The 12,010-nt window shown below is 48.6% G+C and carries 12 protein-coding genes; 10 read left to right on the top strand and 2 right to left on the bottom strand.

What is annotated here, in order from left to right:
* Positions 1-412: 412 nt before the first annotated feature.
* The 10 genes from MJQ52_RS14045 (at position 413) to MJQ52_RS14000 (ending at position 10,431) form a co-directional block, all read left to right on the top strand.
* Complete coding sequence (locus MJQ52_RS14045) at positions 413-1,882, top strand: spore germination protein (RefSeq protein ID WP_172615027.1); 1,470 nt, start codon at positions 413-415, stop codon at positions 1,880-1,882.
* Positions 1,872-2,963 carry a GerAB/ArcD/ProY family transporter gene (locus tag MJQ52_RS14040; RefSeq protein WP_071392385.1) on the top strand — a complete coding sequence of 364 codons (1,092 nt, stop codon included), beginning with the start codon at positions 1,872-1,874 and terminating at the stop codon, positions 2,961-2,963. The genes MJQ52_RS14045 and MJQ52_RS14040 overlap by 11 nt, the downstream gene beginning before the upstream one ends.
* A complete protein-coding gene (locus MJQ52_RS14035) occupies positions 2,953-4,086 on the top strand; it encodes a Ger(x)C family spore germination protein (protein WP_070082480.1) in 1,134 nt (377 codons plus the stop codon). Before MJQ52_RS14040 ends, MJQ52_RS14035 begins: the two co-directional genes overlap by 11 nt.
* 93 nt (positions 4,087-4,179) lie before the next feature.
* On the top strand, positions 4,180-5,169 hold the full coding sequence (locus MJQ52_RS14030; protein WP_070082481.1) for a LacI family DNA-binding transcriptional regulator: 990 nt from the start codon (positions 4,180-4,182) through the stop codon (positions 5,167-5,169).
* Positions 5,162-6,043, top strand: a complete 882-nt coding sequence (rbsK, locus tag MJQ52_RS14025) for a ribokinase (protein ID WP_043867483.1) — start codon at positions 5,162-5,164, stop codon at positions 6,041-6,043. Before MJQ52_RS14030 ends, rbsK begins: the two co-directional genes overlap by 8 nt.
* Positions 6,040-6,435 carry a D-ribose pyranase gene (gene rbsD / locus MJQ52_RS14020; protein ID WP_094247442.1) on the top strand — a complete coding sequence of 132 codons (396 nt, stop codon included), beginning with the start codon at positions 6,040-6,042 and terminating at the stop codon, positions 6,433-6,435. Before rbsK ends, rbsD begins: the two co-directional genes overlap by 4 nt.
* Before the next feature lie 16 nt (positions 6,436-6,451).
* Complete coding sequence (locus MJQ52_RS14015) at positions 6,452-7,945, top strand: sugar ABC transporter ATP-binding protein (protein ID WP_265210221.1); 1,494 nt, start codon at positions 6,452-6,454, stop codon at positions 7,943-7,945.
* On the top strand, positions 7,935-8,906 hold the full coding sequence (gene rbsC / locus MJQ52_RS14010; RefSeq protein WP_007614200.1) for a ribose ABC transporter permease RbsC: 972 nt from the start codon (positions 7,935-7,937) through the stop codon (positions 8,904-8,906). Before MJQ52_RS14015 ends, rbsC begins: the two co-directional genes overlap by 11 nt.
* 13 nt (positions 8,907-8,919) lie before the next feature.
* Entirely contained in the window at positions 8,920-9,837 is a 918-nt protein-coding gene (gene rbsB / locus MJQ52_RS14005; protein WP_094247440.1) for a ribose ABC transporter substrate-binding protein RbsB, read from the top strand.
* A 60-nt stretch (positions 9,838-9,897) separates the two neighbouring features.
* A complete protein-coding gene (locus MJQ52_RS14000; protein ID WP_003151321.1) occupies positions 9,898-10,431 on the top strand; it encodes an SH3 domain-containing protein in 534 nt (177 codons plus the stop codon).
* A 124-nt stretch (positions 10,432-10,555) separates the two neighbouring features.
* Here MJQ52_RS14000 and MJQ52_RS13995 read toward each other — a convergent pair whose 3' ends face one another.
* Together MJQ52_RS13995 and budA are read right to left on the bottom strand one after the other, a co-directional pair.
* Positions 10,556-11,080, bottom strand: coding sequence for an NAD(P)H-dependent oxidoreductase (locus tag MJQ52_RS13995; protein ID WP_003151320.1), 525 nt, complete (start codon positions 11,078-11,080; stop codon positions 10,556-10,558).
* A gap of 102 nt (positions 11,081-11,182) precedes the next feature.
* Positions 11,183-11,950, bottom strand: coding sequence for an acetolactate decarboxylase (gene budA / locus MJQ52_RS13990; RefSeq protein WP_003151318.1), 768 nt, complete (start codon positions 11,948-11,950; stop codon positions 11,183-11,185).
* Positions 11,951-12,010: the final 60 nt, after the last annotated feature.

The following is a 12,010-nucleotide window of genomic DNA, read 5'->3' as shown; positions in this document are numbered from 1 at the left end:
CACTGCGCATACGTTTCGGGACTCTATGTCCGCTGTATGCAGACTGCCTGTTTTGTTAAGGATAAGGTCTTAAAGTCATTCATTTTTCCCCCGTATCCTGCTTTCAGTCCCATTCCAAAATAACTAGCGGAATGACTGGTACGTGACAGAAAAAGACGGGTCCGGAGTGTTTACAAGAAATACACATTTTATATGCGGAAAGCCTATCTCCTTTTAAAGCATTTACAGGACATTTATCACTCTTTTGAAATAATTTTAATAAATCTTTATATTCGTTCAAGAAATATTCATCCATAATTGTGAAGTTCATGGAAAAAAGCAAGCAGTATCAAGAAATTCCTTTAATTTATAAAATGCATAAAAAAGGAATACCCGCTGAAAACTACAGATAACCGGGAAAGGAGGCGGTCTGATGTCTGCGGATAAACAAAACAAACGGATTCCCGGCGATTTTGAATCGGCTGTACGGAAAATGCAGGAGCTGATGTGTGTTTGCGGCGATTTTAAAATACGAAGGATCAAACTGCAGGACCGTCATACCGCTTTCTTTTATATTGAACAAATGATAGAAGAACAGAAGCTGAATGAGTTTCTGTTAAGCGACACCCTGCAGAACGGTCCGCTTGAGGAAACGATGAATGCCGTCAGCAGTGCGGAAACGGATGAAACCAGAAAACTCATTGACGGGATTTTGGCAGGCCAGGTTGTTTTTCTCAGCGATGCGTCAAGGAAAGCGAAGCTGTTTTCCGTCGGGCAGAATCCGCTGCGTTCCATTATGGAACCCGAATCTGAAAGTATCGTCCGCGGCGCCCATGACGGGTTTGTGGAAAGTTTGGAAACGAACATTCATCAGCTGCGGTTTCACATACAGGACCGCCATCTCTCCGTTCATTATATGGATATCGGGGAAAGAGCCAAATCAAAGGTTGCGGTTATCTTTGTTGAGAATATCGCCAATCCGGAGATTGTGGAGGAAGTGAAGCGGCGCCTGTCATACCTGCGTATAGACAGCGTGCTTGCGCCCGGAATTATCGAGGAATCAATAGAAGATAATTCGTTTTCCATTTTTCCGCAGATCGTTCATACGGAACGGCCGGATAAAGCAAAAGCATGCGTGATGGAAGGCTGTGTGCTGATCATGATGGATGGGAGCCCGTCGGCCTTGATTGCCCCGATCACGTTCTTTTCTTTTTTTCAATCGCCGGATGACTACAGCACGAGGTGGATTTCCGCCAGTTTTTTGAGAGTGCTGAGATTTTCCGCCTTTATGATCGCGATTACGCTGCCCGCTTTTTATATCGCGCTGATTGCGTTTCATTTTGAAGTCATTCCCAACGATCTGATTATCACTATGAAAAATTCGATAGTTGATATTCCCTTCCCTCCGCTGATAGAAGCCATGATTATGGAGATTACCATTGAACTGATCCGCGAAGCCGGTATCAGGCTGCCGAAACCGATCAGTCAGACGATCGGCATTGTCGGCGGTCTCGTGATCGGTGACGCGGTCGTTCAGGCGGGACTCATTTCTAATATGATGATTATCGTCGTAGCCGTTACGGCTGTTTCTTCTTTTGTGCTTCCTTCATATGAAATGAGCACGTCCATTCGAACGCTCAGATTTCCGCTTATGTTTCTGGCATCCTCGTTCGGTTTTATCGGCATCGGACTCGGCTTCGGACTTATTCTGATGAACCTGTGCAAGCTTGAATCCCTCGGCGTTCCGTATTTATCATCTCTGACGCCGTTTCATTTCAGTGACTTGAAGGATGCATTTATCCGGCTGCCGGCTTGGTTTATTAAAAGAAGGCCTTTTTATTTGAGACCGCAAGACTCAAAGCAGATGAAACATGTTCGGGGGTGGAGAAAAGATGAAGCCTAAAAAAATAAGCCGGCTTCAAGGCGTGTTTTTCATTAATCAGACGCAGATCAGCATCGGCATTTTGGCGCTGCCCCATTTACTGATGATGAAATCGGGAAGCAGCGGGTGGATTTCCATTCTGCTTACCGGATTGCTCGTCCAGCTTACATTCAGCCTGTATATGATATTATTCCACCGGTTTCCGAAGCTGAACCTGTACGAAATGCTGGAAGAGGTGTTCGGAACACTTGCCGGCAAAGGGGTGCAGGTGCTGTATATTTTATATTTCGCGTTCCTCTGCACGCTCATTCTTTCTGTATTTACACGGATATTGGATATCTGGGTGCTCCCTCAGACTCCGAATTGGGTGATCAGCTTAATGCTGATCCTCGGTTCTGTCTATATCGCCCAAGCTCCGCTGAATGCGATCGCGAGGTTCAGCTTTATTTTAACGCCGTTTTTGCTGCTGATCTCTCTGCCGCTTTTATACACGCTGGGAAAAGCCGATATCACATACATTATGCCGATTTTTCACGGAACCGCAAAAGACATGCTGACCGGGGTGCAGCAAACACTTGTCAGCATTACCGGCTTTCAGGCGGCGCTTGTGATCGGGCCCCTAATCAACTGCACCGTCAGCCAGCGCTACAAAATACTGACGATTTCAAACGGCTTGATTATCCTTTATTACCTGTATATCACCCTTACTTGCTTTGTCACCATCAGCCCCGAAGAAATAAAAATGATCCCGGAGCCTGTGCTGTACCTGTTAAAAACCGTTTCATTCAGAATTATCGAACGGACGGATCTGCTCTTTTTGACGTTTTGGTTCGTGACCGTCTTTTCAACGCTGGCCAACGTGTTTTACTTGGCAAGCACCGGCATCGCCAAGCTGTTCAATCAAAAAGATCACAGCCGGTTTGTTTATCCGCCGGCCCTGCTCGTCTTCCTTCTGTCTATTTGGGCCACAAGCACAGATAAAACGATACAGCAGCTGGATCAGTTTTTCCGCATTTCCGATATTGTGTTTGTGTATTTGTTTCCGTTGTTTATGGTATTGATTGTCCTTGTACGCAAAAAGGGTGTCCGCCATGCGCATTAAAAAAGCGGTTCTTATCAGTCTCATGTGCGCAAGCCTGACACTTGCCGGCTGCTGGGATCAAAATTTGCTGAAAGATATTTCTCTCGTGCTGACCGCAAGCCTTGATGTTGATCAGGACGGTAAAAATAAAATCGCCATCACCTATCGGAAGGTTCAGTCCTCCCAGGCGGAACAGGAAACGGGCGGCTCATTCATTACGACGGTGCTCAGCGCTTCCGGGCACACCATCCGTGAAGCGCGGTTTCAATTGGATAAGCTTGTCGACCAGCGCATTGACACGTCCAAGCAAAGAGTCTTATTAATAGGTGAGAAAATGGCGGAAAAACCGCTTTTTCCTTATCTCGATGTCTTTTACAGAGATCCGAAAAGTCCGCTTCTCGCTCATCCGGCGGTTGTAAAAGACGGCGAGGCGATTGAAGTGCTGAAGCTGATCGTCCGGCAGAAATTGATCGTCAGCAAGTATTTAACGAATTTATTAACAAGCGCTAATGCGGAATCAAATATCAGCATGGAAAATTTGCAATCCATCCGTTCAAGCATGCTGACGGCTGATAAGGATTTCGCCCTTCCTTATTTATCGATTAACGGACAGACGATAAAGGTAGAGGGTTCTGCCCTGTTCAGCGGCCAGCGGAAAGTGACTGAGGTGCTCGGTCAGGATTCGACCCTCCTGACCCTTTTAAGCGGGCAATTTAATAAATCGGCTAATATTAATCTGAAGCTGTGGGACAAATACAAAATGGATATTGAAAATTATCTTTCTCTCGGCATCACGGATGCCACGCGAAAGATTGTATTTATAGATACAGATCCGCAGCATATAAAAGTGAAAATCCGTTTAAAGCTGAACGCACGCGTCTTGGAATATCCGAAGGACAAGCTGAATTCTTATACGGCAATCAACCAAATGAACAAACAAGCATCAGCAAATTTGAACAGCCAGGCCAGATCGGTGATCAGCCATATTCAAGAGCACAACTCGGATATCCTCGGCATCGGCCGGAAATATCAAACCCATTATTATGAGCGGGGCAAGCGGCTCAATTGGCGTGAGGCCTACCCTTCCATCGAAATCGTCCCTGATATCAAAGTGAATATCTCGCAAATCGGCATCGTGAACTAAAAGAGACCCCGGTCTCTTTTTTTGTTGCCAACCGAAATGATTCGTGTTACTCTTTTTGTGTAAACGGTTACATAAATGAAGGAGGAGTGTTTGTTGGCAACGATTAAAGATGTCGCAGGAGCTGCCGGCGTCTCTGTTGCCACGGTCTCGCGTGTCCTCAATGACAACGGCTACGTGCATGAAGATACACGAACGAAGGTCATGCTTGCCATGGAGAAGCTGAATTATTATCCGAATGAAGTTGCCCGCTCTCTTTATAAAAGAGAATCCAGACTGGTCGGGCTTTTGCTTCCGGATATTACGAACCCCTTTTTCCCGCAGCTTGCCCGCGGCGCTGAAGACGAGCTGCAGCGGGAAGGATACCGGCTGATCATCGGCAACAGCGATGAAGAATTGGAAAAAGAACTCGACTACCTGCAAACATTTAAACAAAATCAAGTTGCCGGTATTTTGGCGGCCACCCATTACCCCGACCTTCCCGAATACAGCGGCAGCCTTTACCCGGTCGTATTTCTGGACCGGACAAAAGAAGGCGCCCCATCCGTATTCAGTGACGGGCGGGCAGGCGGAAAACGGGCGGCTGAGGAAATGCTTCGCGGCAAAAGCAAAAGCATCACGCTTGTCAAAGGCCCAGGCCACCTTCCGACCGCTCAGGAACGTTTTAACGGCGCACTTGATGTGCTGCAAAAAGCGGGCGCGCAGTTCAATGTCATCTCCGCTGCTTCATTTTCCATCAAGGATGCCGCCGTTTTAGCAGAAGAATTGTTTGCAGCATACCCGGAAACCGACGGAGTCATTGCCAGCAACGATATTGCGGCGGCTGCCGTCCTCCATGAGGCGCTGCGGCTCGGCAAAAAAGTTCCGGAGGAGATTCAGATCATCGGATACGACGATATTCCGCAGAGCAGGCTTTTGTTTCCGCCGCTTTCAACCATCCGCCAGCCTGCATATGAGATGGGAAAACAAGCGGCAAACCTGCTGTTGCAATTGATAAAGAAAGAGCCGCCGAAAGAGACGGCCATTCAAATGCCCGTGACTTATATAAGAAGACAAACGACGAGAAAGGATGATCACCATGAGTGAAATTTGTGTTATCGGAAGCTGTTCTATGGATCTGGTCGTCACATCCGAACGGCGTCCGAAAGCCGGGGAAACCGTACTGGGCACAGACTTTCAAACCGTGCCCGGGGGAAAAGGCGCAAACCAGGCCGTAGCCGCTTCCCGCCTTGGCGCGAACGTATATATGGTAGGAAAAGCTGGAAGTGACAGCTACGGAAAAGCGATTATTGAAAACCTGAAGGCAAACGGTGTCAATACGGACTATATGGAAACGGTTACACATAAAAAAAGCGGAACGGCTCATATTGTGCTCGCAGAAGGAGACAACAGCATCGTCGTCGTAAAAGGCGCAAACGATGACATCTCACCCGATTATGCCAAAAGTGCGCTGGCAAAACTTCCCGGCATTGATATCGTGCTGATCCAGCAGGAGATTCCTGAAGAAACCGTTGAAGAAGTGTGCAGCTACTGCCGCGCGCACCAAATTCCGGTTATCCTGAATCCCGCGCCGGCCCGCCCGCTGAAACAATCGACGATTGAGAATGCCGCATATCTTACGCCGAACGAACATGAAGCATCCATTTTATTTCCTGACCGGACGAAAGAAGAAGCGCTCGCCGGCTATCCCGGCAAACTGTTCATTACCGAAGGAAAACAAGGCGTACGCTACTCAGACGGCACCGCGGAACGGCTTGTTCCCGGCTTCCCTGCAGAAGCGGTCGACACGACGGGTGCCGGCGATACCTTTAATGCGGCACTTGCCGTCGCGCTCGCGGAAGGACGGGACATCGAGCAAGCGCTCCTGTTCGCCAACCGCGCCGCCTCCCTGTCCGTGCAGCACTTCGGCGCCCAAGGCGGGATGCCGGTCAGAAAAGAAGTTGAGGAGCTGCTGTCATGAAAAAACACGGAATGTTAAACAGCCACATTGCCAAAGTATTAGCCGATCTCGGGCATACAGACCTCATCGCGATCGCCGATGCGGGTCTCCCCGTCCCTGACGGCGTCCCTAAAATTGATTTGTCCTTAACGGCGGGCATTCCCGCCTTTCGGGATGTGATCAGCCTGGTAGCCGGGGAGATGGCCGTCGAAAAGGTGATGGCCGCCTCCGAGATCAAAGACGAAAATCCTGAGAATGCAAGTTTCATAGAAAGCCATTTCTCAGCGCAGACGATCGAGTACATGTCCCACTCGGAATTCAAACGGCTCACACAGAAAGCAAAAGCCGTCATCCGAACGGGTGAAATGACACCATACGCCAACTGCATCCTGCAGGCGGGTGTGATTTTCTAGAAAGAAGGGATCCAGCATGCACATCGGCATGACAGACATTCATAAAACATTCGGCAAAAACCAAGTGCTATCCGGCGTCTCATTTGAGCTTCTGCCGGGAGAAATCCACGCTTTAATGGGAGAAAACGGAGCGGGCAAATCGACGTTAATGAATCTGCTCACCGGGCTCTACCGGCTCGACAAGGGAAACATTACGATAAACGGAACAAATATGAATTTCTCCAATCCAAAGGAAGCCGAAAAGCACGGAATCGCCTTTATCCATCAGGAACTGAATATATGGCCGGACATGACGGTGCTTGAAAATCTTTTTATCGGCAAAGAGCTGACGACGGCGTTCGGCGTTTTGGAAACGAAGAAAATGAAAGCGCTAGCAAAATCACAGCTTGAAAAACTGGGAGTCTCTCTTCCTCTTGACCGGGAAGCCGGACAATGTTCCGTCGGCCAGCAGCAAATGATTGAGATTGCCAAAGCGCTGATGACAAACGCTGAAGTCATTATTATGGACGAACCGACCGCGGCGCTGACCGAACGGGAAATCAGCAAACTGTTTGACGTGATGACGGCGTTAAAGCGGGACGGCGTATCCATTGTCTATATTTCGCACCGAATGGAAGAGATATTTTCAATTTGCGACCGGATCACCATTATGCGGGACGGCCTCACTGTCGATACGGCGCATATGAAAGATACTCATTTTGATGAAGTGGTCAAAAAAATGGTCGGGCGGGAGCTGACCGATCGGTATCCGACCCGCACGCCGTCACTCGGCGATAAGGTGCTCGAAGTGAAAAATGTCTCAAAAAAAGGAAGCTTTTCACAGATCAGTTTCCATGTGAGCGCCGGAGAAATCCTCGGCGTTTCCGGCTTAATGGGTGCCGGACGGACAGAAATCATGAGGGCGCTGTTCGGAATTGACCGGCTCGATTCCGGAGAGGTCTGGATTTCCGGCCGAAAAACCGGCATTCGGGGTCCGTACGATGCCATCCGCAAGGGACTCGGCCTGATTACGGAGAACCGCAAAGATGAAGGGCTGCTGCTGGATACGTCCATTCGTGAAAATATCTCATTGCCGAACCTGACCAGTTTCTCTCCGAAAGGCATCATTGACCGAAAACGCGAGGCGGAGTTCGTTGAGCTGCTCATCAAGCGTCTGACCATTAAGACTGCATCTCCGGAAACCGCCGCCCGGCATTTATCAGGAGGAAATCAGCAAAAAGTCGTCATCGCCAAATGGATCGGAATCGGCCCGAAAGTTCTCATCCTTGATGAACCGACAAGAGGCGTCGACGTAGGCGCGAAAAGGGAAATCTATTCATTAATGAATGAACTGACCGATCGCGGAGTCGCCATCATCATGGTTTCTTCCGAGCTGCCGGAAATTCTCGGCATGAGTGACAGAATTATCGTCGTCCACGAAGGGCGCATCAGCGGAGAAATCAATGCGGCAGATGCAACACAAGAACACATCATGACACTTGCCACGGGAGGGCAGCAGTATGAAAACTGAACCAATAACATCAACTGAACAAAAGCGATTTTCCATTCATACCTTCACGCAAAAACTCGGTCCGTTTCTCGGCTTACTGATTCTTGTGCTGATCGTTTCCGTTTTAAACCCGAGTTTTCTTGAACCTCTCAATATTCTCAATCTTCTTCGGCAGGTTGCGATTAACGCTCTGATTGCATTCGGAATGACGTTTGTCATTTTAACGGGAGGCATTGATCTCTCTGTCGGAGCCATCCTCGCCTTATCGAGCGCATTGGTCGCAGGTATGATGGTATCAGGCATCGATCCGATCTTAGCCGTCATCATCGGCTGCGTGATCGGTGCCGTACTCGGCATGATAAACGGATTATTAATCACAAAAGGAAAAATGGCGCCGTTCATCGCCACTTTGGCGACAATGACCGTCTTTCGCGGACTGACCCTCGTCTATACGGACGGAAATCCGATTACGGGGCTCGGTTCAAATTACGCATTTCAATTATTCGGGCGCGGTTATTTTCTCGGCATCCCCGTACCTGCCATTACGATGCTGATTGCATTTGCGGCCCTGTGGGTTCTTCTGCACAAAACACCGTTCGGCCGCCGGACATACGCCATCGGCGGCAATGAGAAAGCGGCGCTGATATCGGGAATCAAAGTGCCCCGCATCAAGATCATGATCTATTCTCTGACAGGTTTATTATCGGCGCTGGCGGGAGCGATTCTGACATCACGCTTAAATTCCGCACAGCCGACGGCCGGAGAATCATACGAGCTGGACGCCATCGCAGCGGTCGTTCTCGGCGGAACGAGCCTGTCCGGCGGTCGAGGGCGCATCATCGGTACGCTGATCGGGGTTTTGATTATCGGTACGCTGAACAACGGCTTGAACCTTCTCGGCGTATCATCTTTTTATCAGCTCGTCGTCAAAGGAATCGTCATTTTAATCGCGGTGCTGCTGGACCGCAAAAAATCGGCATAGTAGGAGGACCATTATGAAGAAAGCCATCATCACGATCGCGGCATTATCACTGTTTTTGCTGTCCGCCTGTTCACTTGAACCGCCGCAATGGGCAAAACCGTCAAACACAAAACATAAAAAAGAATTCACTATCGGGCTCTCCGTCTCCACATTAAACAATCCGTTCTTCGTTTCATTAAAAGAAGGCGTTGTAAAGGAAGCCAAAAAACGGGGCATGAAGGTCATTATTGTCGATGCCCAAAATGATTCATCTAAACAGTCAAATGACGTAGAAGATTTGATCCAGCAGGGAGTCGATGCGCTGCTGATCAATCCGACCGATTCATCAGCGATTTCAACAGCCGTCGAATCGGCAAATTCCCTCGGCATTCCCGTCATTGCGCTGGATCGTTCAGCCGAACACGGCAAAGTCGAAACGCTTGTCGCCTCTGACAATGTCAAAGGAGGAGAAATGGCGGCTGACTACCTCGCCGATCAGCTCGGAAAAGGCGCCAAAGTGGCTGAATTGCAAGGGGTGCCGGGCGCATCCGCGACACGGGAACGCGGAACGGGCTTTCATCATATTGCCGACAAAAAGCTGGATGTCGTAACAAAGCAAGCGGCAGATTTTGACCGCACAAAAGGATTGACCGTCATGGAAAACCTGCTGCAGGGACATCCGGATATCAAAGCCGTGTTCGCCCATAATGATGAAATGGCACTCGGGGCGCTCGAAGCGATTAACAGCTCGGGCAAACACATTTTGGTCGTCGGTTTCGACGGAAACAAAGATGGGATTTCTTCCATTAAAAACGGGAAGCTGACAGCCACGGTCGCCCAGCAGCCGGAGCTGATCGGAAAACTGGCGGCCGAAGCGGCGGAGCAGGTGCTCAAAGGAGAAAAAGTCAAAAAAACCATTGCCGCTCCATTGAAACTTCAAACACAAAAATAATCGGCCGATGTTTAGACTTCCGGTAAAACGTGAAAGGATGAAGTAAAAGGAGAGATACAGATGAAGAAAACAGCCAAAGCGGCATCCATTCTGACCCTTGCAGCGGGAATATCAGCGGCTTCAGCTGCCGGAATAACGCCTCTTCCGGAGACACACGCGCAAGAAGCGGTCAAAATTGACGATCTGTACAGCTACCCGCTTGACTCTTATCTCGTTTCCGCGGAAGCATTGAACGTCAGAACAAAAGCATCAGCAGCCAGTCCGAGAGCTGATACCCTTCATTTAGGCGACAGCTTAAAGATCATTTCATTCCAGAACGCTGACTGGGCAAAAGTACATTATAAAAACGGAAAAACAGGATTTGTATCTACTCATTATATTGTTAAAGAAGCAACAACCGTAAAAACGACGGCAAAAACAAAAGTATATACAGACAAACAAGCGGTCAAAGCTTCCCTTGCCAAAAACACGAGCGTTTCTTTCCTCGGATGGAAAAAGACAGCCGGCGGCGGCATTGATTTCGGCTGGGCGCTTGTCGATTACGGGGGCGCAACGGGATATATCAGCACAAAAGATCTGCAAAAACTGACATAATATCAAAACGGATTTCGCAAATTCAGCGCGAAATCCGTTTTTTCTTTCTTGAGCAGTCAGAAACGTCTAAGGTTCGAAATATTTCTCAGGAAATATTGTCGGATGAAGATGAATGCATACGACTCTAAAATGGCTTCTTTATGTAATCCGCCAGGCGTTTGGCGTTGTCACGGATAGCCGCAGCATCGGCGCTGCTAACCCCGTACATCGCGAAAGCCGGCAAATAGGTCATTCCCGTAAAATTAGCCATTGCCTGAAACGGCCTTAAGAGCTCGCTCAGTGAAAAATGGTTAGACCCGCCTGCCTGATATGCATCCTCTCCGGCACCTACAGAAACAGCCAGCAGCAATTCTTTGCCGTGCAGCGCCTTTCCTTTGGAACCGTAAGCCCAGCCATACGCCAGCACATGATCCATCCATGTTTTTAAAAGCGGAGGCGCACTGTACCAGTACAGCGGGAATTGAAATACGATCCGGTCATACTGTTCACACAGCTGCCGTTCCTTTTCCCCATCTATTTTCCCGTCCGGATATTCTTTATAAAGCTCACGGACCGTGATGTCATCATGATTTTTTAATTCTTCTGTCCACGCCTTATTGACCGCTGAGTTGTCCATGTCAGGATGAACCGCTAATACCAATACTTTCACAGCTACCACACCTTTCCCTTTTGACTGTATTTTACCTAATCTTTGCCGGTTCAGCCAAATAAAAAGAAAGCCCCCGAGAAAAATGAGGCTTTCTTTTTTATTTTATTCCGGGCTTCCTTCGGTTGTTTCGATATCCTTCGCAAAATTCGGATTATCTAAATTTGCGTTGAAAAAGTCCGCCGTATTCGGAAGCTTGAGGTTCATATTCATTTTTTGAGAAATGGTCACTTTACAATCTTTAATGACATAGTCAAACACGTGTCCCCCGGAATTGCGTCCTTCATCAATGAAGTGCAGGTGATATCCGGAAACAGCGATGCCGTTTGCGTAACCCGGCGTCCAGAAGCCGGCGATTGTACCCTGAATGTCGTCAAAGTTGAACACAGGCTGTGTTTTCACCGCTTCGATCATCGGAACGTACGGTTTCTCCTGGCGTTCTACCGTTCTTGTCTGCACCTTTTTAAATACGCCGTCTAAACGGATCGCATAAAATAAGTTTTTACTAGGCAGAAGGCTGGCGATTTCCTGCTCGAATTCTTCACGGGTCATTTCGCCGTCGATCGTATGCGTCATGTCCGGCGTGAAAAATGTGAATGAGCAGAATGGTGACAGGTCTCCGCCTTTAACAGGCGTAGCCGTTCCGTCGCCGCGCAGACGGTAAAATTCGCCGTCAAATCCGATTAATTCGCCGTCCAGTTTGTTGAACGTGCCGATTCCGAAATCACCGAACTTCGGAATGTCAGCCATATCAAAATCTCCGTCATATACTCCGTCCAGCAGAGATGTCATGGTGGATACTTGATAGATCTGATCCTCAGGTGAGCCTTTTTCTCCGCGGCTCATCATATGGATGTCGCTTGCGTTTTTCATATTCCCTTCACTCCTTTTAAATTGGGCTGTTTTAGAAAACAGGTCATGGTGCGCAGAGTG

The sequence above is a fragment of the Bacillus sp. jun7 genome (genome assembly GCF_051034795.1).
Classification (GTDB): Bacteria; Bacillota; Bacilli; order Bacillales; family Bacillaceae; genus Bacillus; species Bacillus velezensis.
The sequence above is the reverse complement of the archived record's forward strand: the minus strand, read 5'-3'. Positions and strand labels throughout refer to the sequence as shown.

Bases quoted from the DNA above. Each gene is read 5' to 3' on its own strand.
- rbsB (WP_094247440.1), top strand. From the start codon at position 8,920: ATGAAGAAAGCCATCATCACGATCGCGGCATTATCACTGTTTTTGCTG.
- budA (WP_003151318.1), bottom strand. From the start codon at position 11,950: ATGAAAAACGCAAGCGACATCCATATGATGAGCCGCGGAGAAAAAGGC.
- rbsD (WP_094247442.1), top strand. From the start codon at position 6,040: ATGAAAAAACACGGAATGTTAAACAGCCACATTGCCAAAGTATTAGCC.
- MJQ52_RS14035 (WP_070082480.1), top strand. From the start codon at position 2,953: ATGCGCATTAAAAAAGCGGTTCTTATCAGTCTCATGTGCGCAAGCCTG.
- rbsK (WP_043867483.1), top strand. From the start codon at position 5,162: ATGAGTGAAATTTGTGTTATCGGAAGCTGTTCTATGGATCTGGTCGTC.
- MJQ52_RS14015 (WP_265210221.1), top strand. From the start codon at position 6,452: ATGCACATCGGCATGACAGACATTCATAAAACATTCGGCAAAAACCAA.
- MJQ52_RS14040 (WP_071392385.1), top strand. From the start codon at position 1,872: ATGAAGCCTAAAAAAATAAGCCGGCTTCAAGGCGTGTTTTTCATTAAT.
- MJQ52_RS14000 (WP_003151321.1), top strand. From the start codon at position 9,898: ATGAAGAAAACAGCCAAAGCGGCATCCATTCTGACCCTTGCAGCGGGA.
- MJQ52_RS14045 (WP_172615027.1), top strand. From the start codon at position 413: ATGTCTGCGGATAAACAAAACAAACGGATTCCCGGCGATTTTGAATCG.
- rbsC (WP_007614200.1), top strand. From the start codon at position 7,935: ATGAAAACTGAACCAATAACATCAACTGAACAAAAGCGATTTTCCATT.